At 61.0% G+C, this 25,733-nt stretch carries 33 protein-coding genes; 21 read left to right on the forward strand and 12 right to left on the reverse strand.

Annotated features, from left to right (window positions below; translation table 11 throughout):
* Positions 1–47 precede the first annotated feature (47 nt).
* From V8Z65_RS12135 to V8Z65_RS12170, 8 genes are all read left to right on the forward strand, one after another.
* The gene (locus V8Z65_RS12135) at positions 48–401 is read left to right on the forward strand and encodes a YciI family protein (protein WP_338720371.1); all 354 of its coding nucleotides are present in this window, start codon (positions 48–50) and stop codon (positions 399–401) included.
* Between the two features lie 110 nt (positions 402–511).
* Positions 512–1,516 (forward strand): ATP-binding cassette domain-containing protein, encoded by a 1,005-nt coding sequence (locus V8Z65_RS12140; protein WP_338720373.1) that lies wholly within the window; start codon positions 512–514, stop codon positions 1,514–1,516.
* Positions 1,513–2,310, forward strand: a complete 798-nt coding sequence (locus tag V8Z65_RS12145) for an ABC-2 family transporter protein (RefSeq protein WP_338720375.1) — start codon at positions 1,513–1,515, stop codon at positions 2,308–2,310. Before V8Z65_RS12140 ends, V8Z65_RS12145 begins: the two co-directional genes overlap by 4 nt.
* Before the next feature lie 2 nt (positions 2,311–2,312).
* Positions 2,313–3,113 (forward strand): ABC-2 family transporter protein, encoded by an 801-nt coding sequence (locus V8Z65_RS12150; RefSeq protein ID WP_338720377.1) that lies wholly within the window; start codon positions 2,313–2,315, stop codon positions 3,111–3,113.
* Positions 3,114–3,354: 241 nt separating this feature from the next.
* Complete coding sequence (locus V8Z65_RS12155; RefSeq protein ID WP_338720379.1) at positions 3,355–4,428, forward strand: 3-deoxy-7-phosphoheptulonate synthase; 1,074 nt, start codon at positions 3,355–3,357, stop codon at positions 4,426–4,428.
* A gap of 208 nt (positions 4,429–4,636) precedes the next feature.
* A complete protein-coding gene (gene pgsA / locus V8Z65_RS12160; protein WP_338720381.1) occupies positions 4,637–5,203 on the forward strand; it encodes a CDP-diacylglycerol--glycerol-3-phosphate 3-phosphatidyltransferase in 567 nt (188 codons plus the stop codon).
* Positions 5,200–5,451: a MoaD/ThiS family protein gene (locus V8Z65_RS12165; RefSeq protein WP_338720383.1), complete on the forward strand. Its 252-nt coding sequence runs from the start codon at positions 5,200–5,202 to the stop codon at positions 5,449–5,451. The genes pgsA and V8Z65_RS12165 overlap by 4 nt, the downstream gene beginning before the upstream one ends.
* A gap of 1 nt (position 5,452) precedes the next feature.
* Complete coding sequence (locus V8Z65_RS12170) at positions 5,453–5,896, forward strand: molybdenum cofactor biosynthesis protein MoaE (protein ID WP_338720385.1); 444 nt, start codon at positions 5,453–5,455, stop codon at positions 5,894–5,896.
* 188 nt (positions 5,897–6,084) lie between these two features.
* Here V8Z65_RS12170 and V8Z65_RS12175 read toward each other — a convergent pair whose 3' ends face one another.
* Positions 6,085–6,978 carry a branched-chain amino acid aminotransferase gene (locus V8Z65_RS12175; RefSeq protein ID WP_338720387.1) on the reverse strand — a complete coding sequence of 298 codons (894 nt, stop codon included), beginning with the start codon at positions 6,976–6,978 and terminating at the stop codon, positions 6,085–6,087.
* Positions 6,979–7,114: 136 nt separating this feature from the next.
* Between V8Z65_RS12175 and V8Z65_RS12180 the strand changes: the two genes are divergently transcribed.
* Entirely contained in the window at positions 7,115–7,630 is a 516-nt protein-coding gene (locus tag V8Z65_RS12180) for a MarR family transcriptional regulator (RefSeq protein WP_338720389.1), read from the forward strand.
* 7 nt (positions 7,631–7,637) lie between these two features.
* Here V8Z65_RS12180 and proC read toward each other — a convergent pair whose 3' ends face one another.
* The 5 genes from proC to V8Z65_RS12205 form a co-directional block, all read right to left on the reverse strand.
* Complete coding sequence (gene proC / locus V8Z65_RS12185) at positions 7,638–8,462, reverse strand: pyrroline-5-carboxylate reductase (RefSeq protein ID WP_338720391.1); 825 nt, start codon at positions 8,460–8,462, stop codon at positions 7,638–7,640.
* Complete coding sequence (locus V8Z65_RS12190; RefSeq protein WP_338720392.1) at positions 8,462–8,962, reverse strand: YbjN domain-containing protein; 501 nt, start codon at positions 8,960–8,962, stop codon at positions 8,462–8,464. Before V8Z65_RS12190 ends, proC begins: the two co-directional genes overlap by 1 nt.
* A gap of 411 nt (positions 8,963–9,373) precedes the next feature.
* A complete protein-coding gene (locus V8Z65_RS12195; RefSeq protein ID WP_338720394.1) occupies positions 9,374–10,099 on the reverse strand; it encodes a metallophosphoesterase family protein in 726 nt (241 codons plus the stop codon).
* An 18-nt stretch (positions 10,100–10,117) separates the two neighbouring features.
* A complete protein-coding gene (locus tag V8Z65_RS12200) occupies positions 10,118–10,369 on the reverse strand; it encodes an accessory factor UbiK family protein (protein WP_338720396.1) in 252 nt (83 codons plus the stop codon).
* Positions 10,370–10,529: 160 nt separating this feature from the next.
* Positions 10,530–11,276, reverse strand: coding sequence for an SDR family oxidoreductase (locus V8Z65_RS12205; protein WP_338720398.1), 747 nt, complete (start codon positions 11,274–11,276; stop codon positions 10,530–10,532).
* Positions 11,277–11,376: 100 nt separating this feature from the next.
* Here V8Z65_RS12205 and V8Z65_RS12210 point away from each other — a divergent pair, with 100 nt between their 5' ends.
* The 9 genes from V8Z65_RS12210 to pth all read left to right on the forward strand — a co-directional run bounded on the left by V8Z65_RS12210 (position 11,377) and on the right by pth (position 19,034).
* On the forward strand, positions 11,377–12,309 hold the full coding sequence (locus V8Z65_RS12210; protein ID WP_338720400.1) for an AraC family transcriptional regulator: 933 nt from the start codon (positions 11,377–11,379) through the stop codon (positions 12,307–12,309).
* Positions 12,310–12,808: 499 nt separating this feature from the next.
* Positions 12,809–13,192, forward strand: a complete 384-nt coding sequence (locus V8Z65_RS12215; RefSeq protein WP_338720402.1) for a hypothetical protein — start codon at positions 12,809–12,811, stop codon at positions 13,190–13,192.
* A 163-nt stretch (positions 13,193–13,355) separates the two neighbouring features.
* Positions 13,356–14,180, forward strand: a complete 825-nt coding sequence (lgt, locus tag V8Z65_RS12220) for a prolipoprotein diacylglyceryl transferase (protein ID WP_338720404.1) — start codon at positions 13,356–13,358, stop codon at positions 14,178–14,180.
* The gene (locus tag V8Z65_RS12225; protein WP_338720407.1) at positions 14,177–15,280 is read left to right on the forward strand and encodes an SAM-dependent methyltransferase; all 1,104 of its coding nucleotides are present in this window, start codon (positions 14,177–14,179) and stop codon (positions 15,278–15,280) included. The genes lgt and V8Z65_RS12225 overlap by 4 nt, the downstream gene beginning before the upstream one ends.
* A complete protein-coding gene (gene pgeF, locus V8Z65_RS12230; protein WP_338720409.1) occupies positions 15,277–16,038 on the forward strand; it encodes a peptidoglycan editing factor PgeF in 762 nt (253 codons plus the stop codon). Before V8Z65_RS12225 ends, pgeF begins: the two co-directional genes overlap by 4 nt.
* A gap of 116 nt (positions 16,039–16,154) precedes the next feature.
* Positions 16,155–17,087, forward strand: a complete 933-nt coding sequence (locus V8Z65_RS12235) for a ribose-phosphate pyrophosphokinase (protein ID WP_338720411.1) — start codon at positions 16,155–16,157, stop codon at positions 17,085–17,087.
* A 46-nt stretch (positions 17,088–17,133) separates the two neighbouring features.
* Complete coding sequence (locus V8Z65_RS12240) at positions 17,134–17,493, forward strand: hypothetical protein (protein WP_338720413.1); 360 nt, start codon at positions 17,134–17,136, stop codon at positions 17,491–17,493.
* Positions 17,494–17,632: 139 nt separating this feature from the next.
* Complete coding sequence (locus V8Z65_RS12245) at positions 17,633–18,253, forward strand: 50S ribosomal protein L25/general stress protein Ctc (RefSeq protein WP_338720415.1); 621 nt, start codon at positions 17,633–17,635, stop codon at positions 18,251–18,253.
* A 70-nt stretch (positions 18,254–18,323) separates the two neighbouring features.
* Positions 18,324–19,034, forward strand: a complete 711-nt coding sequence (gene pth / locus V8Z65_RS12250) for an aminoacyl-tRNA hydrolase (RefSeq protein ID WP_338720417.1) — start codon at positions 18,324–18,326, stop codon at positions 19,032–19,034.
* A 4-nt stretch (positions 19,035–19,038) separates the two neighbouring features.
* On the opposite strand, the gene V8Z65_RS12255 is transcribed toward pth, so the two are convergent.
* The 4 genes from V8Z65_RS12255 to V8Z65_RS12270 all read right to left on the reverse strand — a co-directional run bounded on the left by V8Z65_RS12255 (position 19,039) and on the right by V8Z65_RS12270 (position 21,937).
* Positions 19,039–19,377: a hypothetical protein gene (locus V8Z65_RS12255; RefSeq protein WP_338720419.1), complete on the reverse strand. Its 339-nt coding sequence runs from the start codon at positions 19,375–19,377 to the stop codon at positions 19,039–19,041.
* A 1,273-nt stretch (positions 19,378–20,650) separates the two neighbouring features.
* Positions 20,651–21,217 (reverse strand): SRPBCC domain-containing protein, encoded by a 567-nt coding sequence (locus V8Z65_RS12260; protein ID WP_338720421.1) that lies wholly within the window; start codon positions 21,215–21,217, stop codon positions 20,651–20,653.
* 61 nt (positions 21,218–21,278) lie between these two features.
* Positions 21,279–21,467, reverse strand: coding sequence for a hypothetical protein (locus V8Z65_RS12265; RefSeq protein ID WP_338720423.1), 189 nt, complete (start codon positions 21,465–21,467; stop codon positions 21,279–21,281).
* Positions 21,464–21,937: a DUF1579 family protein gene (locus V8Z65_RS12270; RefSeq protein WP_338720425.1), complete on the reverse strand. Its 474-nt coding sequence runs from the start codon at positions 21,935–21,937 to the stop codon at positions 21,464–21,466. Before V8Z65_RS12270 ends, V8Z65_RS12265 begins: the two co-directional genes overlap by 4 nt.
* 531 nt (positions 21,938–22,468) lie before the next feature.
* Here V8Z65_RS12270 and V8Z65_RS12275 point away from each other — a divergent pair.
* The 3 genes from V8Z65_RS12275 (at position 22,469) to V8Z65_RS12285 (ending at position 23,520) form a co-directional block, all read left to right on the forward strand.
* The gene (locus tag V8Z65_RS12275; RefSeq protein ID WP_338720426.1) at positions 22,469–22,897 is read left to right on the forward strand and encodes a nuclear transport factor 2 family protein; all 429 of its coding nucleotides are present in this window, start codon (positions 22,469–22,471) and stop codon (positions 22,895–22,897) included.
* 81 nt (positions 22,898–22,978) lie between these two features.
* Positions 22,979–23,197, forward strand: a complete 219-nt coding sequence (locus V8Z65_RS12280; RefSeq protein ID WP_338720427.1) for a DUF1127 domain-containing protein — start codon at positions 22,979–22,981, stop codon at positions 23,195–23,197.
* Positions 23,197–23,520, forward strand: coding sequence for a transcription initiation protein (locus V8Z65_RS12285; protein ID WP_338720428.1), 324 nt, complete (start codon positions 23,197–23,199; stop codon positions 23,518–23,520). Before V8Z65_RS12280 ends, V8Z65_RS12285 begins: the two co-directional genes overlap by 1 nt.
* Positions 23,521–24,079: 559 nt before the next feature.
* On the opposite strand, the gene V8Z65_RS12290 is transcribed toward V8Z65_RS12285, so the two are convergent.
* Positions 24,080–25,303, reverse strand: coding sequence for an RNA polymerase sigma factor (locus V8Z65_RS12290; protein ID WP_338720430.1), 1,224 nt, complete (start codon positions 25,301–25,303; stop codon positions 24,080–24,082).
* Between the two features lie 20 nt (positions 25,304–25,323).
* Positions 25,324–25,677, reverse strand: coding sequence for a YciI family protein (locus tag V8Z65_RS12295; protein ID WP_338724018.1), 354 nt, complete (start codon positions 25,675–25,677; stop codon positions 25,324–25,326).
* Positions 25,678–25,733: the final 56 nt, after the last annotated feature.

Below are 25,733 nucleotides of genomic sequence, written 5' to 3' on the forward strand. Positions count from 1 at the left end.
AATCCGCCCAGCCCGCTCGTCGCATCGGCATAACACAGGAGCGTCCGATGAAATTCATCACCATGGTCAAGACTCTCAATCCCGAGACGGCCATCCAGCCGCCCCCCGAGCTCATGGCCGCCATCGTTCAGCTCGGCATGGAGGCCGGCGCGAAAATGACCGAAACCGGGGGCATGGCCCTCGCCGGCACCGTCACCACCCGCAAGGGTCACATGGTCACCGATGGCCCCTTTGCCGAAGCCAAGGAAATGGTCGGCGGTTACGCCATTTATGAGCTCGACAGCGACGCCGAAATCGTCGAATGGACCCAGCGCTTCATCGATCTGCACCGCAAGCATTGGCCCCAATGGGACGGCGAAGTCACCATCCTTCATCTGCAACAGTTCAATATGGCTGGCTGAATAGCGGGGCGCCTGCAAATAAGACGCAACAATAGGCGCCCCATGCCCAGTGCGACCTCCCCCATGACAAAGAATCGCTCTAGCTTCCCTTTCCCAAGGGGAGCAACCCGATGCCACCGATCATTTCCGCCTCTGGCGTGGGCAAGACCTTTCGCCAGCTCAAGCGCCAGTCCGGCTTTGGCGGCGCGCTAAAGAGCCTGTTCTCGCGCGACTATACCGAAATCCGGGCCGTCGACGGCATCAGCTTTGCCATTGAGCCGGGCGAGGCGGTCGGCTATCTCGGCCCCAACGGCGCCGGCAAATCGACCATGATCAAGATGATGACCGGCATCCTGACGCCCACGGCCGGCGCGCTCTCGGTGCTGGGCCGCGAACCCCATAGCCACCGCATGATCAATGCGAGCGAGATCGGTGTCGTCTTCGGCCAGCGCAGCCAGCTCTGGTGGGACCTGCCAGTGCGCGACAGCTACGATCTCAACCGTCACATCTACGACATTCCCGAGCCCCGCTTCGCCGATAACCTGGCCTATCTCACCCAGATGCTGGACATGGCCTCCTATATCGAGCGGCCCGTGCGCCAGCTCTCCCTGGGCCAGCGCATGCGTGCCGAGATCGCCATGGCGCTGCTGCACGACCCAAAAATTCTGTTCCTCGACGAGCCGACCATAGGCTTGGACGTCGTCGCCAAGGATGTCGTTCGCAAATTCCTCGCCGAGATCAATCGCCAGCGCGGCACCACCATCATCCTCACCACCCACGACCTCGTCGACATCGAGGAAATCTGCCCGCGCCTGATCATGGTAGACGATGGCAAGCTGCTCTTTGACGGCGAGCTGAAGCGCCTGCGCACCACGCTTGGCTCGCGCCGCCGGCTCATGCTGGAATTCGCTGCCGACCCTGGCCCGATCAGTCTCGCTTCAGCAACCCTGGTGGCCGACGAAGGCAGCGCCAAACACTTCCTGCTCGAAGACGAGAATGTCTCGCTACTGGATGTTCTCGCCGAGCTTGGCCGCGGCCACGGCCTTAAGGACGTCAAGCTCGAGGAACCCGACATCGAGGAGGTCATCCGCACCTTCTACCAGAATAAGCCCAACCTGGCCGGTGCGGCGCCATGAGAGTGAATGCTTACCCCGCCTTTACGGCAACCGCCTTCACCTCGCGCCTCGCCTATCGCAATCAGGTCTGGTCCAGTTTTTTCGGCGAACTGGTCGCCACCTTCGCCTTCATCGCGGTCTGGACAGCGGCTTTTTTGGGTAGAGGTACGGTCGACGGCGTCACCCTGCCCGACATGGTGACCTATGTGCTCATCGCCGGCCCACTGCTCAACTGGAACACTACCCGCTATATCCGCGAGGTTGGCGACGCCATCCGTACCGGCGATGTCACCACATTTCTGCTCAAACCGCTGCACTACCCGGCCTTGCTGTTCTTCAATCAGCTGGGCAATAACGCCTTCGAACAGCTGACTATCACCGTGCCCGTCGCCATCATTGTGGCTGCCACTGTCGGCCTGCTACCCCCGGCGAGCGTCGCCCATGGCATGCTCTTTCTGGCCTATTGGGTGGTGTCCTGGGGCATAATGTTTCTCTTGGCAACGCTGACCGCGATGCTGGCCTTCTGGCTCCTGACAGCCTTCGCCCTCGACTGGTTTCTGCGTGGTATCATGGCCGTGGCATCCGGCGCCATCGTGCCTCTCTGGTTTATGCCCGCACCCCTGGCTGCGGTTCTGGGCTACTTGCCATTCGCCTGGGTAAGCTACTATCCAAGCGCCGTCTATCTGGGCAAGCTCGACCCCGCCTCCTCCTGCCTGCATCTCGCCATTGGCTGCGCCTGGCTTGCCGCGCTCGTAGGCATGTTGATCTGGCTCTGGTCCCGCATGCGCCACCGCCTCGTCGTGCAGGGAGGCTGAGCATGTCCAGCGTTCTAAAAGTACTTCCGCATCTGATCGGCATCCATATCCGCACTCATATGGAGTACCGGGGCGCCTTGCTTATCGGCTGGATCGCACAGGCCATAGGCTATGCTGGCGTTTATGCATCCATCGCCCTGCTCCTGGCGCGCTTCGAAAATCTCGGCGGCTGGACCTGGCCGCAAATGGCTCTGCTGCTGGCCTTCCACCTGCTGGCCTATGCCTTGGGTGCATCGCTCAGCTTCGTGCAGTTTCGCGACATGGAGGAGAAGGTCCGCCTCGGCACCTTCGATGCCATCCTCGTCAAACCCATCGGCCCTTGGACCTTTCTCGCCTTTTCCGGCCTCAACATCGAATATGGCGGTCACATCGCGCTGGCCATCGGCCTCATGGCCTGGTCGGTCTCCAGCCTCGCTATCGATTGGTCGCCTGGCCTCGCCCTCTATTTCATCGCCGCCATCGTCAGCGCCGCCATGCTCACCGCAGCCTTGATGACCATGATCGGCGCCACCGCCCTCATTTGGGTGCGCTCGCGCCATCTGTTCTCGATCTTTTTCGGCTTCTGGGAACTGGCGCGCTACCCGCTCAATATCTTCCCTTGGCCCCTGCAGATCATGATGATCACCTTCGCCCCCCTGGGCTTTCTCGCCTTTGTGCCCACTGCCGTGGCCCTGGGCAAACCCGTTCCCATTCTGGGCGATTGGGCCGGTCCCGCATCCCTGGCCATCGGCCCGCTCTTTGTGCTCATCGCCATGGCGCATTGGCGTCATTGCCTGCGCAACTATCAGGGCGCCGGCGGCTAATGGGGGGCTTGCGCCTCGACCAAAGTAGGGACTCGACAAGTCTTCGACTCGTCGCTAACAATCTCGTCCATGATCAACACCGCGACCTTCTTTTGGTACTTTAGCTATCCGCTCCCGGCGGAGGCTATTGCGCGCGTGTGATCTGACCCCAGACAAGACCACCAAATCGCAAGCCAGCCGCCCGACTTCCGAGGCGGCTTTTTTGTTGGCCCCTCCGGAATATCTCCCAGAGGACCACCAAATGCTTAAATCCACCGACGACCTGCGCATCACCGAAATCAAGCCGCTGACCACGCCCATCGAGGTCATGCACCAGCATCCGCGTACCGACGCGGCCACGCGCACTGTCATTTCCGCCCGCCACGCCTTCCACAATATCCTTGCCGGCAACGACGATCGCCTGGCCGTTATTGTTGGTCCCTGCTCCATTCACGATCCCAAAGCCGCGCTCGACTATGCGAGCCGCCTCGCCCCGCTGCGCGAAAAGCTTGGCGATCAGCTTGAGATCATCATGCGCGTCTATTTCGAAAAGCCGCGCACCACTGTGGGCTGGAAGGGACTGATCAACGATCCTGATCTCGATGGCAGCTTCAATATCGATCATGGCCTGCATACGGCCCGCGCTCTGCTGCTCGATATTGCCAATCTCGGCCTGCCCGCCGCCTGCGAATTCCTCGATATGACCACGCCGCAATATCTGGTCGATCTCGTCGCCTGGGCGGCCATCGGCGCGCGGACGACCGAAAGCCAAATTCACCGCGAACTGGCCTCGGGCCTCTCCTGCCCGGTCGGCTTCAAGAACGGCACCGATGGCAATATCAAGATCGCGCTCGATGCCGTGCTCTCCGCCTCCCAGCCGCACCATTTCATGGCCGTCACCAAGGATGGGCGCTCTGGGATTGCGGCCACCACCGGCAATGAAGATTGTCACATCATCCTGCGCGGCGGCAAAACCACCAATTACGATGCCGAAAGCGTCGATTCGGCGGCGCACGCCGCCATCAAGGCAGGTCTCAATCCCGCGCTGATGATCGATGCCAGCCACGCCAACTCGTCCAAGAAGCCGGAAAACCAGCCCCAGGTTCTCGCCGAGATCGGCAACCAGCTCGCAGCCGGCGACAAACGCATCATCGGCGTCATGGTGGAATCCAATCTCGTCGCCGGTCGCCAGGACCTCGTGCCCGGCCTGGACCTCGTCTACGGCCAGTCCATCACCGATGGCTGCATCGATTGGGACACCACCGTCACCGCCCTCGAAACCCTTGCCGACGCCGTCGAAAAGCGCCGCGAGGTAAACAAGAAGGCCGTGGCATAGATACCCCCACCCTCATTCCCTCCCCACAAGGGGGAGGGAGGCGCTGTGACGGCGCCTCGGTTCCTTCACGCCCTCCCCCTTGTGGGGAGGGAAGCTGAGCAGGACTTAGCTTGCTAAGTCCGTCGCGAAGCAGGGTGGGGGTGACGACCCATCCAAGCGCACCATCTCTGAGCTTGACCCCTCCCCCGCCATCCTGTTCTCTCGCGCCATGAACCGGAACCCACTCTTCCTCGTCCCCAATATCATCACCATCGCCCGCATCGCGGCGATCATTCCCATCGCGGCCCTGGTGATGTCGGGCGACCCAACGGCCCGCGCCATTGCGCTCGCCCTCTACATCGCCGCGGCCGCCAGCGACTGGGTCGATGGCTATCTTGCCCGCGCCTGGAACCAATATTCCGATCTCGGGCGCATGCTCGATCCCATTGCCGACAAGATTCTCGTCATCATCCTCATTACCGTGCTCGCCTGGGACCGCAGCCTGTCAGCGCTTGATCTGGTCCCGGCCATTGCCATTCTCTTCCGCGAAACCTTCATTCCTGGCCTGCGCGAGTTTCTCGGCAACAAGACCGTGGTCCTGCCGGTCACGAAACTGGCCAAGTGGAAGACAACAATCCAGCTTGTCGCCTTGGGCATAGTCATCGCCGAACCAATCATACCGGGCCTTACGCTGGTGTCGGACGTAGTCCTCTGGGTCGCCGGCGCCATTACCATATGGACCGGCTGGGCCTATCTCCGCGCCTCCTGGCCACATCTGTCGGGGATCGGCAAATGAGGGTTCTCTATTTCGCCTGGTTGCGCGAACGGCTCAATCGCGCCAGCGACGAGGTGGCTCCGCCGCCCGAAATCGTCACCCTTGCCGATCTCGTGATCTGGCTACGCGCCCGGGACGAAGCGCTGGACCTCGCCATGGCCAACCCGGCCATTTTCAAGCTCTCGCGCGATGCCCGCATTGTGCCTTGGGATACGCCAATTGCCGGGGCCCGCGAGATCGCCATTCTGCCCCCCATGACGGGCGGCTGAGATGATCCGGGTCACTGCCGACCGCTTCGACCCCGGCGCCGAGGCCAGCGCGTTCCAGGCCGCCCATGTCGAAGCCGGCGCCATGGTCACCTTCACCGGCCTAGTCCGTTCGAGAGCTGACGACCCAATCAGTGCCCTTATTCTCGAATGTTATCCCGAACTGGCGGAAAACGAGCTCACCGCCATGCGGCAAGCCGCCATCGCCCGGTTCGGCCTCATCGACGCCGCCATCATCCACCGCCATGGGCGCCTGGTGCCGGGCGAAACCATCATGATGGTGGCAACGCTTGCCCCCCATCGTCAGGCGGCCTTCGACGGCGCCCAGTTCCTCATGGACTACCTCAAGACCGACGCCCCCTTCTGGAAACAGGAGGAAACGGCAAAGGGCCTGCGTTGGGTCGAAGCGAAAACCGAAGACGACGCAGCCCGGCAGCGGTGGACCTAGTCCCTCTCATCCGGCGCTGCGCGCCACCTTCCCTCGATGAGGAAAAAATAGCGACAAACACTCTGCATGTTCCTCTCCCCATCGGGGAGAGGTGGCTCGGCGAAGCCGAGTCGGTGAGGGGAGACGTCCACAAATAAAAAAGGCCGGACATTCCTGCCCGGCCCTTTCACATTCAAATCCGGCGAAACCTACTCAGCCGCCGCCTTTTTCGGCTGCACCGCAGCCGCATAGGCATCGATCAGCGTCCGGCAGCCTTCGGCCGGGGTAAAGGCATAGTCACCGATCAGCGACACCGGCGTCACTTCCGCCGCAGTCCCGGTCAGGAAGCATTCGTCGAACTGGCTCAGTTCTTCGGGCTTGATATGCCGCTCGGTCACGGTGAAGCCGTTCTCCTTGGCCAGCGCGATCACGGTCTGCCGGGTAATGCCGTTCAGGAAGCAATCCGGCGTGGGCGTGGTGATGTCCTTGCCCTTGACGAAGAACACATTGGCGCCGGTGGCCTCGGCCACATAACCGCGATAGTCCAGCATCAGCGCATCGGCATAGCCATTGGCCATGGCCGCGTCCTTGGAGAGTGTGCAGATCATGTAAAGACCCGCAGCCTTGGCCGAAGACGGGATCGTCTCCGGGCTTGGGCGCTTCCACTTGCTCCATTCCAGGCGAATGCCCTTGAGCTTTTCTTCCACCGAGAAATAGCTCGGCCACACCCAGGCGGCGATTGCCACGTGAATGGTATTGTTGCGGGCGGGAACCGACAATTCTTCCGAGCCGCGCCAGGCCACGGGGCGCACATAGGCATCGACCAAATTGTTCTTTTCCAGCACCAGCGCCTTGGCCGCGTCGATTTCGTCAGCCGAATAGGGGAAGGGCTTCATGTCGAGCAGGCTGGCCGAGCGGATCAGGCGATCCGTATGCTCACGCGACTTGAAAATCTCCCCGCCATAAGCCCGCTCGCCCTCGAATACCGAGCTGGCATAGTGCAGGCCGTGCGTCAGCACATGCACCTTCGCCTCTTTCCAGGGTTTGAATTCACCATCAAACCAGATCCAGCCATCGCGCTGGTCCATAGGCAGGCCTGCCATTGTTCCTCTCCGAAAATTTTGTCTCGCGCCGTTCTTGTCGAATGCGCCGTTTGCTCAATCATGCATCAGGGTCAAACCCTTGGCAAACCGGAACGGCTCTGGGATAAGTCGAAGCAGCGGCGCCGATGGAGGGACAATGCCAGCGGATCAAAAAAATGTCAACAAGGCTGACATAAATTCTCTGGCCGATCAGGCGCACCTGCCGCTCGACATTATGGGCCTGTTCTTCTTTGCCTATCGCGACTTCACCGGCGACGCCGATGCGCTGCTCGAGCGTCAGGGCTTTGGCCGGGCCCATCACCGCGTGCTCTATTTCGTCAATCTGCGGCCCGGCATGCCGGTCGCCGACCTACTCGACATTCTCAAGATCACCAAGCAGAGCCTGGCCCGGGTGCTGCGCCAATTGATCGACAATGGCTATGTCGAGCAGCGCACCGGCCATGCCGACCGGCGCCAGCGCCTGCTCTTTGCCACCGACAAGGGCCGATCCTTTTTCGGCCAGCTCTCGGAATCCCAGGCCAGCCGCATCGATGCCTCGATCGATGCTCTGCCGCCAGAGGCCGCCAATATGGTCCGCCGCTTCCTCATCGGCATGGTCGACCCAGCCGACCGCTCCGTGCTCGACCGGCTGAACCTGACCAGCAAACTTTGAAAGCGGCCTAACCGCGCCCCAGTTCTTCGCTGCGCTTATGCGCCGCCGCAACGGCCCGCTCGATCAGCGGCGTCAGCCCGTCGTCACCCATCAGCACATTCAGCGCCGCCGCCGTCGTGCCATTGGGCGAGGTGACATTCTGCCGGAGCACACCCACTGGCGCCGGATCGGCCTCCATCAGCGCCGCCGCACCGATCACCGTCTGCCGCGCCAATTGCATGGCCACGGCCTCGGGCAATCCCTGCTTGACCCCGGCCGCCGCCATCGCCTCCACCAGGTTGAACACATAGGCCGGGCCGGACCCCGACACCGCCGTCACCGCATCGAGGTCACTTTCGGCATCGAACCAGGCCACCTGTCCGGCCGCCGACAGCAGCGCATCGGTCACCGCGCGATCTTTCTCGCTCACATCGGGCCCGGCCACCGCGCCGGTAACCCCCTTGCCGATCTGCGCCGGCGTATTGGGCATGGTGCGCACCACCCGCCCCGTTTCCAGCCCCGCCGATAGTGTCGCAATCGAAATCCCTGCCGCGATGGACAGCGCCAGCGTCTGCGGCCCGACCGCCTGTTTCAGCCCTTCCATCACATCGCCAATAATCTGCGGCTTGACCGCCAGCACCAACACATTGGGCTCCAGCCCCACAGCCTCGGGATAGATTGCAAGGCCATAATCCGCCGCCAGCTCTTTTGCTGCGTCGCTCGGCGCCGGATCGACCAGCACCAGATTGCTCCCCGGCAGCCCGGCATCGAGCCAGCCGCGTGCCAGCGCCATACCCATCTTGCCGGCGCCAACCAGCATGACGGGACCCAAAGTCCTCAGATTTGCCTGCATTATGCTTCGCCTACTGTCTCGAACATCACATGGCTCAGCGCATCGGCGGCCGATTTTCCGGCCCAGACGACGAACTGGAACGCCTGATAGTAGAGATCGCAACTATCGGTAGCAGAACGCAACAGCGCCTCGCATTGTTGCGGCGAAACATCCGCCCCGCCCGTCAGCAGGTGCGAATTGCGGAACAGCACCACGCCTTCCTTGTTCCAGATGTCGAAATGGCCGATCCAGAGCTGCTCATTGATCAGGCTGATCAATTGCTTGATTTCGCTCCGGCGCCCCTCAGGCACCTTGAGATCGAAAGCGCAGGCAATATGCAGGCTTTCCAGATCTTCCATCCAGTTGAACGAGACGTGATAATCGCTCCACCCCCCGCGCACGGAAATGGAAATTTCGTCGGCATCCTGCCGCTCGAAAGTCCAGTCATTGATCGATGCGATGTGCTCGACAAGGTCCACCGGATGGGAGACGCGGTCGGGCTCATATTCAATCAGGGACATGCAGAAAGTCCGTCCTAAACAGGGAGTTAGTCGTCCACGCGGCCGTGTTGGCCACCACTCTGGGATTACGCAGGGATAACAACGCCGCCGTCCTCACGGCCCGAGAATCGTCCCTGATCCGAACCCTACACCGCGTCTCTGATTCAGGGGACGCGAGGAAAAGGGAGAACACCATTCTCTTGTGGATGATGATTGGGCCGCCATGGTTAACGAGGCGTTAAAACGCCCGGCCCACCTGTCTCGAATTGAAGCTTATTCACACTTCGAACCGTGCCGCAGGCAAATTCGCTCCAGTGGAGCGAATTTAGGCGAGAAGGCCATGAGAGCTACGCTCGAATGGCAGAGCCACGCGAGGCCCACCGGCCGTAGCAGATCTGGGAGCGGGTCAAAAACCCTGTCCTCAGGAGGACCCTACCCAAGGCTCTCCGGTCCCACCCAGCCGAACCGCAGCGCGTCACCCCAATTGGGAAAACCATTCTCCTCAGCCATGCGCGCCGCCGCTTCGGTATCATATGGCACCGAGATCAGCGCCGTCTGCCACTTGCCCAGCCGCCGCTCGACAATGGCATAATGCGCATCGGGCGAGCCGCGTACCAATTGCATGCCCACTGAACCCGGATTGACCAGGAGCCGCCCGTCGCTGAGCCGAAGCGTGCGGGCAATATGGGTGTGTCCGCAAAGGATCACCGGCTGGTCCAGCCCCACCGCCTCGCGCTCCACCTCGGCCTCCGAGGGCAGCCGCGTCGTCCGTCCGTCGAAGAAATTGTCGAGCCAGGGCGCCTCATCATCGCTCGGCGTGCCATGGCACATGAAAACCGCATCGCCCAGCTTGGCCGTCGCCGGCAGACCACCCAGCCAGTCGAGCTGCTCCGGGCGCAATCTTTCGCGCGCAAACACATCCACCGACCAAGGCTCGGGCCGCCCCAGAAGGTTCATCACCCAGCGATCGTGATTGCCGCGAATGGCGACCGGATTGAGCCCCATGATCCGCTCGGCAGCGCCCGCGGGGTCAATCGGCCCGCTCACATGGTCGCCCAGGCACACCACCGCGTCCACGCTCTGGCGCGCCATATCCTCCAGCACCGCATCGAGCGCTGGCACATTGCCATGCACATCGGAAAGGACCGCGACCCGCATCGATCCGGCCCGCCTGCTCTAGGAGGCAGCCTTGTCGCCGCGCAGCGCCGCAATCTCCTTGCGCAGCGCCTCGATTTCCTCGCCCTGCACCTGCACCAGCTCGCGCAGCGCGTCGAAATCCTCGCGCTTGACCAGGTCCATGTCGTTGACGATCCGCTGCGCCTGCGATTTGACGACGGTCTCGACCTCCCGCCGCACCCCGTCGGCCACCCCAGCCGCTTCATTCATCACCCGGCCCAACCCGTCAAAAATCTTGTTGTTCTGGTTCATGGCACGGCTCCGCGTCGTGGAAATTTTCTGCTCCCCGATATGTAGGCGATGGCTACGGGATTGACCAGTGCGGCCAATAATCACCGCAGGCGGCCCAATCCGGCATGGCGCCGCCATGCATGCCGGATTGGCAGCTGTGTCAGATTTCAGGTGGATCGTCTTAGCTGGCCCAAGCCACCGCATCGGCCCCGGCAGGCAGGCGCATGGGTGCCGACGAATCCGTCGCTGCGCGCCAGACGACCTCTGCGACATCGACCGATAACGTCTTGGGTGCATTGGGATCTCGCAAGCCAGCGACGACCTGTTGTGCGAACACGTCATAGGCCTCTGGAAACCCTCCTTCGCCCCGAAGTCGCGCGAGTGCCGTTTGACCAAAGCTGGTGCCGGGAGCAGAGCCCGGCAGCACGATTTTCACGGTGATCCCAAACGGCGCGAGTTCCAGCGCAAGAGATTCGGTAAAGGCATTCACCGCAGCCTTACTGGCTGTGTACACTGAGAGCAAAGGCAGCGGCCGCATCGTCACGCTCGAGGTCACATTGATGATAAGACCACTCCGGCGCGCCCGAAACTGCGGCAACACCGCCTGTATGACCCGCATCGTGCCAAGCGTATTGGTTTCGAACACGTCTCGCGCCGTATCGATCGCGGTGCCTTCCAGGGCATTGAGCCAACCGATGCCAGCATTGTTCACCAGCACGTCGATGGGGCCTGCAGCATCCAGGGCATTCTTTACGCTCGCGTCATCGGTAACATCGAGTGGCAGCACGGTGATATTCTCTGACGCTGGCAACACATCCTCACGCGGGGACCGCATGGTGGCAACGACCTTCCAGTCGCGCTCGGCAAAAGTCTTGGCTATATCCAGGCCAAATCCAGAGGAGCAGCCGGTGATCAGAATGGTCTTCATTGCGGGGTCCTTTCGCTACATGTCCTTGCCCCGCTGATGTGGATCAGCTAATTAGGACTTTCTATAATGCAATATCCTAAATGCATTAGCGAACGTCCGAATGATCGATCCTTTGGCCGAAATTGTCACCATGCTGCAGCCGCGCCTGCCTTTCTCCAAGGCGGCGAGCGGCTCGGGGTCCTGGCGTGTCGACGGGGATGGGGATGGCAGACCCGTCTTCGCAGTCATGTTGGAGGGAGCGGCGCGCCTCGCCGTCAATGATCAACCCGAGATTGAACTCCGGGAAGGCGACTTTATCCTGATCCCGGCCGCCGATCGCTTCGTCATGTCCAACAATGGCAATCGCGCGCCACCCGCAACAGATCCACTCCGCGTGACCATGTTGGCCGATGAAACCCGGCACGGCGATCCGGAAGGGGCGCCCAATATGCGGATATTGATCGGTCGCCTGGCCTTCGCATCTCCAGACTCGACACTGGTCTTCGCCTTGCTCCCCTGTCTGCTGCATATCAGGGGTCAGAGCCGGTTGACAGCGCTGGTCCAGATGATCCGGAACGAAGCGCAAAACCAGCGCCCGGCCAGGGACATCATTCTTGAACGGCTTCTGCAGGTCTTGCTCATCGAGGCTCTGCGCTCCGATGCGGCCGCCCTTGAGACGCCGGGCCTGCTGCGCGGTCTTGCCGACCGGCAACTCGCCGGCGCGATCCGCCTGATGCACGAAGATCCCGCCAGGTCCTGGACGGTGGAAGAATTGGCCAAGGTCGCGACACTGTCGCGGTCTGTGTTTTTCGACAGGTTTCAGAAGCAGACCGGTATGGCGCCGATGGAATACCTGCAATCCTGGCGCATGGCACTGGCCAAGGACATGCTGCGCCGCCGGGACGGTGGCATCAAGACGATAGCCCAGCGCGTTGGCTATGGTTCGGCCAGCGCCTTCAGTGTGGCTTTTTCTCGATTTGTCGGCATGGCGCCAAGCCAATACACCGCCTCGGGGGAGGCCGAGCTAAAAACAGCCGGCGAACCACAGCCCTGATCAAACGAGGGCCACACGCCATGGCGCGAGTGGAACTTTGGACCGCGCTATTGTGGTACATCACCCCCACTGCGCCGCCCTCGGGCGTCGACCCGAGGCCAGTCATCACGGGCTTGACCCGGGACCCATCCTGAGATGGCCGGACTCGCGCGGATGGCCTCCCTCGTGGTTCGAGGGTCGCTGTGCTCCCACCTCACCACGAGGGCTTGCCAGACACTGACTCCTTCGTAGACCTCATCCTGAGGAAGCGCGTAGCTCTGTCTCGAAGGACGAGGTCGGCCCTCGCAGAGCTCCCAAAAATCTTATCCCCGCCCCCTCCATCGTCCCTCATACTCTCCTCGTCCTCACCGACAACACGCGGTACCGACGAACTTCGAGCCGTCCCGAAGGGCCGGACGCGCCGGTGGCGCGGCTGGAGGCAAGAAGGCCATGAGAGCTGCGCTCGAATGGCAAGGGGTGAGGAGGCAGGCCGCACGGTGTCGATCGGGCGGAGGCGTGTATGCTGACCACCGGTCGCTCAACTGAAGCGAACGGCGACAAGCGGCGATGGATGTTTCGGCGTCCGGGCCAAAAGTCTGCGCCGCTCGTGGATGGGATGAGCAACCCGCAAGGGGGCCGCTCGATGCATGCGTCCGAAATCCTGTTCGTGGGAAGCGGCTTTCGCCTCTTCTTTAATTTAACCGAGGCGAAAGCCGCTTTTCACCGTGCAACCGCAGGCGCCGGGCGTCGTGCGATCTTTCGGCATGCGCACAGCATCGCGGAACGCTCCTTGAACTTCGAGATGTCCCGCAGGGCCAGGCGCGCCGGTGGCGCGACTGGAGGCGAGAAGGCCATGAGAGCTTGGAGCGTCCGGTGGGCAAATCTCTCCGGTGGAGAGATTTGAGCGAACAAGGCTCGAATGGCAGCAGGACTGAAAACGGCCATCCGCTCCATCGGCACGCGCCTGCGCCAACACCTGCCTTGAACCGCCGCGCACATCGGGTTACGGCACTCACGGTGCTGCCATATTGTACCGGCACATCGGTCGGACCCGCGGAGACAAGTCCTTGCCCTTCCCCAATATCGACCCCGTCGCCATCGCCATCGGCCCCATCGCCATTCGCTGGTATGCCCTGGCCTATCTCTTCGGGGTCATTCTGGGCGCAGGCTATGGCTATCTCCTGCTCAGGAACCAGCGCCTCTGGCATCGCGGCGCCTCGCCCTTCCCGGCCAGGGACATTTGGGACTTTGCCTTCTGGGCCATGCTGGCCATCGTTATCGGCGGGCGCGTGGGTTATGTGCTGTTCTACAACCTGCCCTACTACCTCGAAAATCCCACCCAGATCATCAACACGCTCGATGGCGGCATGTCCTATCATGGCGGCATGCTTGGCCTGATGCTGGCAGCCATCCTCTTCACCCGCTCCAAAGGCGGCAATTGGCTTTCCAGCCTCGACCTCATCGCCGCCGTCGCCACCATCGGCATTTTCCTCGGCCGCATCGCCAATTTCATCAATGCCGAGCTCTATGGTGCACCGACAGATCTGCCCTGGGGCGTGGTCTTCCCGACCGATCCGCTGCAGGTCGCCCGCCACCCCAGCCAGCTCTATGAAGCCGCGCTTGAAGGGCTCCTGCTTTTCCTCATCATCCGCGTCGCCACCCATGTGTTCTACGCGTTGCGCAAGCCCGGTCTCGTCGCCGGCATCTTCGCCATTGGCTATGCGCTCTCGCGCATGGCCGTCGAACTCGTCCGCCTGCCCGATATCCAGCTTGGCTATCTCTATGGCGGTTGGCTCACTATGGGCCAGGTGTTGAGCCTGCCCATCCTGCTCGGCGGCCTCATCCTTGTCCTCTATGCGGCCACCCGCCGCGAAAATCCGTTACGCCCATGACCCAGAACACCACCGGAAAGACGCTCGACAGCCTGAACCTGGAACAGCAGATCGATCTGCAGATTTCGACGTCCGGCCCCATCTCGGTCGCCACCTATATGGGCCTGTGCCTCACCCATCCTTCCAAGGGCTATTACCGCGCCGCCGAACCGCTCGGCGCCAAGGGCGATTTCGTCACTGCGCCGGAAATCAGCCAGATGTTCGGCGAGCTGATCGGCTTCTGGCTGGTCAATCTCTGGCAACAGATGGATGAGCCCAAAAGCTTCACCCTGCTCGAACTCGGCCCCGGCCGCGGCACTTTGATGGCCGATATCCTGCGTGTCGCCTGCCGCGCCCCGGGCTTCCGCGATGCCCTGAAGCTCCGCCTGTTCGAAACCAGCCCTGTGCTGATGGCCGAGCAAAAGGCCAAGCTGGATGTTTACGATCCAAAATGGCTGCAGAATTTCGAAAGCTTCGACGAGGGCCCTCTGCTCATCGTCGCCAATGAATTCTTCGACGCCCTGCCCATCCGCCAATTCGTCTGCAAGCCCGATGGCTGGCATGAGCGCCAGATCGGCCTCAAGGATGGCAAACGTGCCTTCGGCCTCTCGCCCACCCCCATCCCGCCTGCCTCCATGCCCGACGCAGTCGCCGGCGCCGAAATGGATTCCATGCTCGAAGTCTGCTTCGGTGGCGCTGAGGTGATGCGCCAACTCGCCCAGGCGATTGCCAGGCAAGGCGGCGCCCTCCTCGCCGTGGACTATGGCTATGGCACAACGCAGACCGGCGACACTCTGCAAGGCGTGCGCCGCCATGCCTTTGCCGATGTCCTCGACACCCCCGGCGAAACCGATATTTCCGCCCATGTCGATTTTGGCGCCTTGGGCAATGTCGCCCGTGCTGCCGGTCTCGCCACACAGCCTTTGGCCACGCAGGGCGAATTCCTCACCCGCCTGGGCATTGGCGAGCGCGCAGCCGCGCTCTCGGGCGCTAATCCCGGTTCAGCCAATGACATCCGCACCGCCCATGACCGGCTGGTCAATGCCGACCAGATGGGCACCCTGTTCAAGGTCTTCTGCGCCCATAGCCCCGGCCTCATGCCGCCCGGTTTCGCCGCATGAGCGCGCCACACGAAAAGGCTGCAGGCCTGACCGCCATTCCGGGCCTTCGCCACGGCTTTTTCGGTCGCGCGGGTGGTGTCTCGACGGGAGATTATGCCGGTCTCAACGTCTCCCTTGCCCAAGGAGACGAGCCAGCCCGGGTTGAGGCCAATCGGCAGATCGTTGCGGGCGCGATCGGCCTTGGCCCGCTTGCCATCCTGAAGCAGACCCATTCGACCCGCGTCGAAACCATGTCCGGGCCCATCTCCCCCGGCGCCATCGATGCCGACGCCATGGTCACCGCCAGGCCCGGCCTGGCGCTCGGTATTCTCACCGCCGATTGCACGCCCATCCTCTTTGCTGACCCCGAGGCGGGTGTCATCGGCGCCGCTCATGCCGGCTGGCGCGGTGCTGTCGAGGGTATTGCCCTCAACACCATCGCCGCCATGGTGGCGCTGGGCGCCGACCCGGCCCGCATCCACGCCGCCATCGGCCCTACTATTGCCGGGCGCAATTATGAAGTGGGCGACCAGTTCCGCGCCGATTTTCTTGAGCTCAACCCCGATGGCGCGCGCTTCTTTACGACGCCCGAAGGCGGCAAGCCGCATTTCGACCTGCCTGGTTTCGTCGAAGCGCAATTGCGCGCCGCCGGCCTGGCGGCAGTCGAAAATCTGAGCCTTTGCACCTATGCCGATCCCGAACGCTATTTTTCGCACCGCTACGCCACCCATCAGGGCACTAGAACCGGTCGCCAGATCGCTGTCATCGGGCTGACATGAGGTTTATTTACTGCTTAGCCCAAAGTGGCGTTGTCAGGCCGGACACGAGCCGCTAAAGCTGCCCGCGAAACTGGAAGGTCCCACCCCGAGGGACTGGTTGAGACAGGATCGCGCCCATGAAGCTGGTGACCGGCAATTCCAATCGCCCCCTCGCCCAGGCCGTCGCCAGTTATCTCGAGCTTCCCCTGACCGACTGCACGGTCAAGCGCTTCGCCGACAAGGAAGTTTATGTCGAGGTGCACGAAAACGTCCGCGGCGAGGATGTCTTTATCCTCCAGTCCACCAGCTATCCGGCCAATGACAATCTGATGGAGCTGCTCATCATCGCCGATGCGCTGCGCCGCTCCTCGGCCCGCCGCATCACCGCCGTACTCCCCTATTTCGGCTATGCCCGCCAGGACAGAAAATCGGCCCCCCGCACCCCGATTTCAGCCAAACTGGTCTCCAACCTCATCACCCAGGCCGGCGCCAATCGCGTGCTGACCCTCGACCTGCACGCCGCCCAGATCCAGGGCTTTTTCGATATCCCCACCGATAACCTCACTGCGGCCCCTGTCATGGTGCGCGACATCAAGGACAATTACGACGTCAAGAACGTCATGATCGTCTCCCCCGATGTCGGCGGCGTGGTGCGCGCCCGCAATGTCGCCAGCCGCATCGGCGCCAGCATGGCAATTGTCGACAAGCGCCGCCCCCGTGCCGGCGTATCAGAAGTCATGAACATCATCGGCGATGTCGAGGGCCAGACCTGCATCATGATCGACGACATTGTCGACAGTGGCGGCACCCTGGTCAATGCGGCGGAGGCCCTGCTCAAGGCCGGCGCCAAGGCGGTTTCGGCCTATATCACTCATGGCGTTTTGTCCGAAGGCGCTGCCGAGCGCATCGCCGCCAGCAAGCTCAAGGAACTGGTGGTGACCGATTCCATCCTTGAAACCGACGCCACCAAGGCCGCCGCGAATATCCGTCGCATGTCCATCGATGCGCTGATCGGCGAGGCCATCGCCCGCACCGCCAGCGAACAGAGCGTTTCCAGCCTTTTCGACTGAGGCCGACATCCGCTATCCTTTCCGCAACCACGGGAAGGAGATCACCATGCCACGCTATCTCGCCCTTTATGTGGGCGCCGAGAACTCCGAAGTCCAAAAGGCCTGGGAGGCCCTGCCGGAGGCCGAGAAGGCCGAACGATCCCAGCGCGCCATGACCGAGTGGGGTCAATGGGTCGAGCGGCACAAGCATGTCATCGTCGATATCGGCGCTCCGCTGGGCAAGACGCTTCTGGCCTCGCCCGAGGGCATTACGCCGATCCGCAACGCCGTTGCCGCTTATGTGATCGTGGAGGCGGCCTCGCACGAGGACGCCGCGCAGATGTTCAAGAACCACCCCCACTTCACGATTTTTCCCGGGACGGGCGTCGAGATCATGCCCTGCCTGCCCATGCCCGGCGCTGCGTAAGGTCAGGGGACGGGAATCTATTGCCCAACGCCCCTTATTCCTCTATATCCCGCCGCCATGAAGCGCTCGTCACCCCTGGAGGACGGGCGCGTATGTTGTTGTAGGAACGACATACACCAACCCAGAATGGATGATTTCCATGGCTGCCAATAAAGTGCTCAAGGCACAGGCGCGTGAGGGAGTGGGCAAGGGGGCCGCTCGTGAGCTGCGTCGTCAGGGACGTGTTCCCGCTGTTATCTATGGTGACAAGAAGCCCCCCGTCACCGTTTCCGTCGAATATAAAGACGCTCTGAAGTTCATCTATGCCGGCGGCTTCAAGTCGCATGTGCTCGACCTCGATGTCGACGGCACCGTGCATCAGGTGATCCCGCGCGACTACCAGCTCGACGTCGTCATGGACCAGCCGGTTCATATCGACTTCCTGCGCGTTTCGGGCAATGCCACCCTGCATGTTGAAGTGCACGTGGAATTCATCAACGAAGAGAAGAGCCCCGGCCTCAAGCGCGGCGGCACGCTCAACGTTGTGCGTCACACTGTCGAACTGATCGCCCCCGCCAATGCGATCCCCGAGCAGATCACCGTTGACCTGTCCGGCTATGAGATCGGCGACTCGATCCATATTTCGGCCGTCACCCTGCCCCAGGGCGTGAAGCCCGCGATCACCGATCGCGACTTCACCATCGCCACCCTTGTGGCGCCGTCGGGCCTGAAGTCCGCCGACGCTGCCGGCGAAACCGAAGAAGCTGCCAGCGAGGAATAATCCTCCTTGCAGTGACGAAACGTGTGAGGCGGCCTTGGGCCGCCTCATTCATTTGCGATAGGTCTATGCCATGAAAATGCTTGTTGGGCTGGGCAATCCCGGCGCGCAATATGCGGGCAACCGCCACAATATCGGCTTCATGGCCATTGACGCCATTGCCGCAGCCAATGGCGTCTCCAATTGGAAGAGCAAGCATGCCGGCCTCATCGCCGAAGCCAGTATTGGCGGCGAGCGGGTGCTCTTGCTCAAGCCGCAGACCTTCATGAACAAGTCCGGCGACAGCGTCCAGCAGGTCGCCCGCTTCTATAAGATCGAGAATGCCGACATCATCGTCTTTTACGACGAACTCGACCTGGCGCCGGGCAAGGTGCGCGTCAAGGTTGGCGGCGGCAATGGCGGCCATAATGGCCTCAGGTCCATCGACCCGCAGATCGGCCTCGATTACAAGCGCGTCCGGCTTGGTATCGGTCATCCGGGCAAGGAATTCGTCACCCACCATGTGCTGGGCGATTTTGCCAAGGCCGACAAGGCCTGGCTCGACCCGCTGCTCGACGAAATTGCCCGCCAGGCGCCGTTACTGCTCAAAGGCGATGATTCTGGCTTCATGAACAAGCTGGCGCTTGCTGTGAAGGGCGACGAGCCCGCCAAGGACGACAAGCCGGCACCCAAGGCGCAGAGCCATATCCGCCAGGCGCGCCCGTCCAGGCCGCAGGCCGAACTGCCCAAGACCGGCCCCATGGCCGATATGCTGGGCAAGCTGTTCGGCAAAAAGGGCGACTAGCGCCTTAGACCACGCCGGCAACTCCAGTCGCGCCACCGGCGCGCCTGGCCCTGCGGGAATCTCGAAGTTTCAAAGAGCGTTCCGCGATGCTGAGCGCATGCCGAAAGATCGCACGACGCCCGGCGCCTGCGATTGCACGGTGAAAAGCGGCTTTCGCCTCGGTTAAATTAAAGAAGAGGCGAAAGCCGCTTCCCACGAACAGGATTTCTGACGCATGCATCGAGCGGCCCCCTTGCGGGTTGCTCATCCCATCCACGAGCGGCGCAGACCTTTGGCCCGGATGCCGAAACATCCATCGCCGCCTGTCGCCGTTCGCTTCAGTTGAGCGACCGGTGGTCAGCATACACGCCTCCGCCCGATCGACACCGTGCGGCCTGCCTCCTCACCCGGCACTTCGTCGGTACCGCGTGTTGTCGGTGAGAACGGGGAGAGTATGCGGGAGGATGGAGCGGCGGGGATTACTTTGTGAATTGCCTGTCGTCTCAATGCGTTGAGAGGCCGACACCCCCACCCTGCTCGATTCAACGGACTTAGCTGACGCTAAGTCCTATCTCGCTTCTCTCCCCACAAGGGGGAGGGAGGCGCAGGACTGCAGCGCTCGTGTTCATCGTCTCCCTCCCCCTTGTGGGGAGGGACCAAGGGTGGGGGTGGGGCGGCAGGAGCCGACCCCATGGGGGACATTCTGGCCATCGGAGGAGTTTGCTGGAACTTGCCGCTGCAACAGGTCTCTCCCCACCCACCGCGCGTCACGCTCGGCCTTGAGCCGAGGGTTCTTCACTTGACGATGTCGCCCGGGACCACGTCTTTGGGGATTGTGTCGTTCCATAACGGCCCGGTAACAATCCCAAAGTACAGAGCCCTCGGCTCAAGGCCGAGGGTGACGGTCGGTGGGGCATGCCGACAAAGAGGCAAATCGGGACGTCAGCTATCGACCCCATTTCGGTCGTTTGAGGTCAAGTCACGGCTTGCCAAAACCGGTCATTCTTTTGCCTGGCGGGACAGGTCAATTCCAGCAATTAGGCGGCACTCAAAGTGCCTCGGTTCCGGCGATAGCAGCTTGGAGTTGACTGATGATCTAGCCCATTTGACCTGATGCGAGCAGGCCTGGGCCGAGAGGCTTGCGGCTTTGACAGCATACGCTGCCGCCCCAAGTGCATGTGCGCCCATGTGGCAGACAGCCGAGGCTTGTCCGGCGGCTCTGGCTGCTGCGGCAGCGGCAGGAGACGTCGCATTACGAGCGGCGCTGCCATCCCCAAACCGACGGCGTATTTCTGCAGCAGTGTCCAGTTCTCCGCGAGCAAACGCCCTCGTTCGAGCAATGGCGTCACGGGGTCGGTCATCATTGGGGCATTCTGCTTCAAACAACGGCAGACCGCGCTCGGCGCACGCTGCTGCCCACTCAGCGACCAAGCGCCGGTCGGCTTCGCTCAGCGTCTGTATCGAAAGCGTCATTTGCCTCCATCCTGTGGTGCATTAGTTGAGACTGACGTATTGGGGCAGCTTCATTCTCGAGCATCCAAGGACAGGCCAGGTAATCGCAAATGGCTGTGATCTGACCGCCTTGGACGCTAATGCGAATAGGGTAGACAGGCCGCCAGTTATCGGTGCGCCAGTGTTCAGTCGCCCTTTAACTTTAGCGCTTGCTCTTGGCGTGCCTTTGCCGCGGCAAAGTCCTCCGTTGCGCCGTCAATGCGCAGCCGTCCCCAGGGACTCCAGTCGTGATCTGCTATCAGCGCAAGGTAGCGAGTACGCAGATCGAAACTGCTGTTCCAGCCTCGGCCATGTCCATCCCGTTCCTCGCGGCTAATGAACGGCGTTTGCCTGAACTCCATCCGCGTGGTGCCGTCAGGTTGCTCGAGAAGGTCCATGGTCACCACTGTCTCGAAGCCGTCGCTCTCGTTGGTGTAGGTGAAATTCAAGCGGCCTGGTTTATCGACCTCTCTGAATTCCCCAAAGATCACGTGGGCATGCCCCGGGTCAGCGGTCATGGTGCGTCGCCAACTGCCGCCGGCACGAAAATCCTGCTCGCACTGACTTAGCGCGCAGCCCTCCGGACCATGCCAGCGCACCAGGTGTTCGGGTTCGCTCCATAACCTCCAGACAAGCTCTCGCGGCGCAGCGAACACCCTGTTGATGTCGAGCACGAGCGCATGTTGCTCGTTTGTGGCGTTAGTGTTTGGCATCTGACTCTCCGTTCCTAAGCTTGGCCAAATACGCATCCATGCGTTCGAAATCCTCCTGCCATTACCGCTCCAGCCAATTCGTGATCTCGGCCAAGGGCGTCGGGTTGAGTTGCATCGGTCGCCATGATGCGTTCCAAGTCCGATCGACGAGGTTGGCACGCTTCACCACCTTGAGGAGTCGCGAGATAGCCGGCATTGAGACGTCAAATGGTTTGGAAAGTTTCCCACCTGATGCCTCCCCCTTGCTCAAACGCTGAAAGATGGCCCGTCGGGTTGTGCTTGAGACCGCTTCTCAAGCACCACCCGAACGAAGGGCCTCCACTGATGATTTGCCAGTTGTTGCCATTCCCCACGTAGAGTGGTGCCGTCTTCGGTGAATTGCCCAGCGAACCGCTGAACCTCGCCAGTAATCAAGTAGTCGATGCCATCGATCGTTGAGGCGAAATCGTTTGTGCAGCCGTCGGCATCATAGCTGCGGCTAAAGAATTCGCCCGACGCCTGTTCAACGCCAAAGATTTCTGTCGCTCGCACACGCTGGTCACCCATCATGGCGTCGACCTCGTGCACCAGAAAGTGGCCGTTTGGCATCCACCTATATGTGTCGACTGCAAGCGAAGTAGCCCCTTCGGCGCCATCGACGCCAATCAGGGTGATCGTTGTGTCCCAAACCCCGGCAAGGATGTTCAGGCGTCGGTGGTTCTCGGAATGAAAATCAGTCACGAAACTCTCCCACTAACTCGGTTGGCAAGACCATTACGCTTCGCTGGCGCCTCCGGCGGCCCCAACCCTTGCGATGGCGTTGATTTGTGCCTTCGATACGGGCGTCAACTCCAGGAATAAGCCGCGCATCGGCCTCCTCCGGCGGCGTGAAGTAGTCGAATGGACCTGCAGAGAATCGACAGCAAAGGAATCTTTTTCGGGCGCCGTCGAAACTACCGGTCCCGGTACGGCTACTTCCGAACGCTGTCACAAGCCGCTTATCCAGGAGCAGTCATATGGTCGAAGTGCTACCGTCAGGCCTCGCAGGCCAAACCAGAACGTGTGCCCTGCAAGAGCCCTGTTTACCTCAGCTTAATACGGGTGACGGACTGCGCCCCTCCGCTGGAACGGTGGTTCAGATCTTAGCATCGTCGGTGCCTGTCGCTAGGGCTGACGCCTGCTCGGTCGGACAACTCTGTGCGTCAGAAGCGGGCGGTACCGTTGAACCATTGCCCCCCGCCAAGTCGCGCCCAGTCCAAGGAGCGCGATGGCATGGCTGATTCTGCAATCATGTCGGTCATCAGGGCGCAAGAGGGCGCAACCTGCCGCGGAGACGTTCAGGCAATCGTCGAACCAATGAGTGATGAAATCGTACTTTTCGATCTGCCGCCCCCACTCGTCCATCGCGGAGTGCAGGCCCGCGACATTGAAGAGATCAAGCGTTGGCTGGCCACGTGGACTAACGGGGTTTGTGTTCGTCTTGAGGAGTCGCAGATTCTCACTGAGGGTGACTTAGCTGTGGTGTTCGGGCTCTCGCGAATGACCGGCACCAAGCTTGACGGCACAACCGTGGATTCTTGGAGCCGAAGAACGGTCGTGCTCGCGCGTAGCGCCGGTGCGTGGAAAATCGTCCACGAGCACTCGAGCTTTCCAATGGCGATGGATGGTAGCGGGCGTGCCGTAACGGATCTCACGCCGTAGTTCTGTGGTCTCACCATCTCAGTATCTGACTCTCACCCCGTTCATTGGGATGCATGAATCGTGTCCTAGAGGAGACGCACCATGTTCGACGCCGTCGTTAGGTGGTTCTACTACTGGTATATGTGCATCGTCACACGCCGCGCGTTATCCCGGCTTGATGATAGAATGCTTGCCGATCTTGGCGTCGAGCGTAGTCGCATCGACGAATTCGCCCGCATCTGCACGCAAGTCGCCGCGAAGGAGTTGGCGGCCCATCAATTGACCCAGAAAGCTAGAACGAAACTAGAAAGGAGCAAATGATGCCCAAGTTCTTGACCATCGGCTATGGAGATCGAGTTGGCTATGATCGAACCCCAAAGGCAATCCGCGATGCCGCGCACGAGCATGACGCCAAGCTAGTCGCTGGTGGTGCCGTTATGGGGGTTGCCGGCGCACCGGTGCAGGTCCGAAATCCGGAGGCGTCGGGTGTAGAGACAAGCCTAGGCCGGTTCACGTCCTCTGATCTCCCTGTTGCAGGTTTTGCCGTTATCGAGGCAGCCTCAATCGAGGAAGCGATCAAAAAAGTCTCCGATGTCCCATGCGCTGTGGCGTATGGAGTTGTCGAAGTCTGGCCTATGGACTGATGCATTGCAGTCGCCGTCGACTGATTGGCGAAGGAAACTTTTACGAAGTTCCCAAAGGTGTCGAACATAGCTCCATAGCAGCCCATTGGTGCCAGTCGCCGCGGGGACTCATAGGCCATGCGCTGTGGGTGCTACTCGTTCTGCCCCAATGTTAGCCAGAGCAGTACGCCAGCTACACTACGCCTTCCGGACAGGGCCGAAAACGTCATGCTGAGTGGATCACGATCCAACACATTCTCCGTAAGATAATACTCACTTCCGGAAGGAAGGTATTCCGCACGCAAATCGCGTGTCAACGTTAACGTCCTTCTTCGCTTTAACTCAACGTCCGGTCATTGAGGTGTGAATTGACCAGGCTCAGTAGGGCGATAAACGAGCCGTCAAATAGACCGATTGTATGGGCCAAGAGTTTGCTTTGTCGCAGACAAGATCGTTCAACGCGATTGGGCCGATCCCATGCTTCATTGTCCAGTCGTTGTGCTCAACCGGCAAACGAGCAGATGATGCCGTGATCGGCTATCAAGCATTGGAACTGCGCGCTCGTAAAACCTTCTGTCGATCAGGCGCTAATCTCGTTGAGCCTGCGTTGCAGCAATCTTCTCTCTGGTTCTTGTTGGCAGCGTTCCAGAGCGCGAACAAAAGCTCGGCGGGCATCTTCTCTTCGCCCAGCTGCCAAATAGAATTCAGCTGCTACTGAATGAGCCGGACCATACTCGTCCAATTCGCCATCATGCATAACGTTTTCAAGCTCGGATAAGCCGGCGTCGATACCCTGCGCCTTGAAGATCGCCACCGAGCGGTTCAACCGAACCACCGGAGAAGGCTCAGTCTGAAGCATGAGATCATATAGTCCAACGATTTCATGCCAATTGGTGGCTTCCGTACTCTCGGCTCTCGCATGTACCGCTGCGATCGCTCCCTGGATCGTGTACGCACCGACTTCTCCCATTTCGAAGGCTCGTTCGATCAGTACATGACCCTCATCGATGAGCTCGCGGTCCCACGTACTTCTGTCCTGACCGGCCAGCAATACGATGTCTCCTGCCTTGTCTTGGCGTGACTGACGGCGAGATTCGTGTAGCAACATCATACCAAGCAGCCCCAACACATCTGCATCCGGGAGCATCTCCAAAAGCAAACGACCCAGCCGAATGGCCTGCGCGCAGAGATCGCTGCGGATATGAGCGAGGCCTGCATGTGCGGAATATCCTTCATTGAACAGCAGGTAAATCACGCGGAGGACTGCATCCAGGCGCGCCGGCAGTTCTTCACGTGACGGCACTTCGTAAGGAAGTCCGGCCTGTTTAAGGCGAGCCTTGGCGCGCACGATACGTTGGGCAATTGTCGGCGTGCTTGTCAGGAATGCGCGACCAATCTCCTCAGTAGTCAGCCCACACACTTCTCGCAAAGTGAGTGCTATCTGCGCTTCCTTTGGCAGAAGCGGATGACAACACACAAAGATCATTCGCAGCTGGTCGTCTGCAAGGATAAGCTCTTCGTGCGGCATAACTTCTGTCTCCGGGTATAGCCTGAGAGTGATGTCATGGTGCGCGGCAGCAAAGCGCGCCTTGCGCCGCATCCGGTCGATGCTGCTGAACCGTCCCACGGATACCAGCCATGCCACGGGGTTTTGCGGCATTCCTTCGGCAGGCCAGCGCCGCGCTGCGGCCAGGAAAGCATCATGCAGCGCCTCCTCAGCCAGATCAAAGTCACGCAATAACCGAACAAGTGTCGCGAGCACAGATCGAGAGTGGTTTCTCCATGCCGCGTCGACGGCGGCCATCTCACTCAAACCGCCATGCATTAGAGGTCTTGCCGTATCAATATGTCGAGCGGACGAACCTCCACGGACCCGACCGTTGCGAGCGGCATATGTGAAGCTAGTTGAATGGCCTCGTTCAGGTCTCGCGCTTCTACGATAAAGAAACCGCTGAGGTACTCCTTCGTCTCCATGAAAGGGCCGTCCGTTGTCGAGACGGTTCCATTCCATTTGCGAACCGTAATTGCTTCGGACGGGCTTTTAAGGGGCTCGGACACTATGTAGTGCCCGCTCCGCGTCAGCTCCTCATCGTAGTCCAGCATTGCATTGCCGAAGCCAGAGCGCTGGCTCTCGGTCATGCCCGCGAACTTTGAGTCATCGAGATAAATTAGAAACATGTATCGCACGACATCACTCCTCTACTGATGAGGTAGACGATTGACGGCCGACTATT

Source organism: Devosia sp. XK-2 (assembly GCF_037113415.1).
In the GTDB taxonomy this organism is placed as follows: domain Bacteria; phylum Pseudomonadota; class Alphaproteobacteria; order Rhizobiales; family Devosiaceae; genus Devosia.

Coding starts and splice junctions, on each gene's coding strand:
- V8Z65_RS12135 (WP_338720371.1), top strand. CDS start 48: ATGAAATTCATCACCATGGTCAAGACTCTCAATCCCGAGACGGCCATC.
- V8Z65_RS12140 (WP_338720373.1), top strand. CDS start 512: ATGCCACCGATCATTTCCGCCTCTGGCGTGGGCAAGACCTTTCGCCAG.
- V8Z65_RS12145 (WP_338720375.1), top strand. CDS start 1,513: ATGAGAGTGAATGCTTACCCCGCCTTTACGGCAACCGCCTTCACCTCG.
- V8Z65_RS12150 (WP_338720377.1), top strand. CDS start 2,313: ATGTCCAGCGTTCTAAAAGTACTTCCGCATCTGATCGGCATCCATATC.
- V8Z65_RS12155 (WP_338720379.1), top strand. CDS start 3,355: ATGCTTAAATCCACCGACGACCTGCGCATCACCGAAATCAAGCCGCTG.
- pgsA (WP_338720381.1), top strand. CDS start 4,637: ATGAACCGGAACCCACTCTTCCTCGTCCCCAATATCATCACCATCGCC.
- V8Z65_RS12165 (WP_338720383.1), top strand. CDS start 5,200: ATGAGGGTTCTCTATTTCGCCTGGTTGCGCGAACGGCTCAATCGCGCC.
- V8Z65_RS12170 (WP_338720385.1), top strand. CDS start 5,453: ATGATCCGGGTCACTGCCGACCGCTTCGACCCCGGCGCCGAGGCCAGC.
- V8Z65_RS12175 (WP_338720387.1), bottom strand. CDS start 6,978: ATGGCAGGCCTGCCTATGGACCAGCGCGATGGCTGGATCTGGTTTGAT.
- V8Z65_RS12180 (WP_338720389.1), top strand. CDS start 7,115: ATGCCAGCGGATCAAAAAAATGTCAACAAGGCTGACATAAATTCTCTG.
- proC (WP_338720391.1), bottom strand. CDS start 8,462: ATGCAGGCAAATCTGAGGACTTTGGGTCCCGTCATGCTGGTTGGCGCC.
- V8Z65_RS12190 (WP_338720392.1), bottom strand. CDS start 8,962: ATGTCCCTGATTGAATATGAGCCCGACCGCGTCTCCCATCCGGTGGAC.
- V8Z65_RS12195 (WP_338720394.1), bottom strand. CDS start 10,099: ATGCGGGTCGCGGTCCTTTCCGATGTGCATGGCAATGTGCCAGCGCTC.
- V8Z65_RS12200 (WP_338720396.1), bottom strand. CDS start 10,369: ATGAACCAGAACAACAAGATTTTTGACGGGTTGGGCCGGGTGATGAAT.
- V8Z65_RS12205 (WP_338720398.1), bottom strand. CDS start 11,276: ATGAAGACCATTCTGATCACCGGCTGCTCCTCTGGATTTGGCCTGGAT.
- V8Z65_RS12210 (WP_338720400.1), top strand. CDS start 11,377: ATGATCGATCCTTTGGCCGAAATTGTCACCATGCTGCAGCCGCGCCTG.
- V8Z65_RS12215 (WP_338720402.1), top strand. CDS start 12,809: ATGCTGACCACCGGTCGCTCAACTGAAGCGAACGGCGACAAGCGGCGA.
- V8Z65_RS12225 (WP_338720407.1), top strand. CDS start 14,177: ATGACCCAGAACACCACCGGAAAGACGCTCGACAGCCTGAACCTGGAA.
- pgeF (WP_338720409.1), top strand. CDS start 15,277: ATGAGCGCGCCACACGAAAAGGCTGCAGGCCTGACCGCCATTCCGGGC.
- V8Z65_RS12235 (WP_338720411.1), top strand. CDS start 16,155: ATGAAGCTGGTGACCGGCAATTCCAATCGCCCCCTCGCCCAGGCCGTC.
- V8Z65_RS12240 (WP_338720413.1), top strand. CDS start 17,134: ATGCCACGCTATCTCGCCCTTTATGTGGGCGCCGAGAACTCCGAAGTC.
- V8Z65_RS12245 (WP_338720415.1), top strand. CDS start 17,633: ATGGCTGCCAATAAAGTGCTCAAGGCACAGGCGCGTGAGGGAGTGGGC.
- pth (WP_338720417.1), top strand. CDS start 18,324: ATGAAAATGCTTGTTGGGCTGGGCAATCCCGGCGCGCAATATGCGGGC.
- V8Z65_RS12255 (WP_338720419.1), bottom strand. CDS start 19,377: ATGCTGACCACCGGTCGCTCAACTGAAGCGAACGGCGACAGGCGGCGA.
- V8Z65_RS12260 (WP_338720421.1), bottom strand. CDS start 21,217: ATGCCAAACACTAACGCCACAAACGAGCAACATGCGCTCGTGCTCGAC.
- V8Z65_RS12275 (WP_338720426.1), top strand. CDS start 22,469: ATGGCTGATTCTGCAATCATGTCGGTCATCAGGGCGCAAGAGGGCGCA.
- V8Z65_RS12280 (WP_338720427.1), top strand. CDS start 22,979: ATGTTCGACGCCGTCGTTAGGTGGTTCTACTACTGGTATATGTGCATC.
- V8Z65_RS12285 (WP_338720428.1), top strand. CDS start 23,197: ATGCCCAAGTTCTTGACCATCGGCTATGGAGATCGAGTTGGCTATGAT.
- V8Z65_RS12290 (WP_338720430.1), bottom strand. CDS start 25,303: ATGGCCGCCGTCGACGCGGCATGGAGAAACCACTCTCGATCTGTGCTC.
- V8Z65_RS12295 (WP_338724018.1), bottom strand. CDS start 25,677: ATGTTTCTAATTTATCTCGATGACTCAAAGTTCGCGGGCATGACCGAG.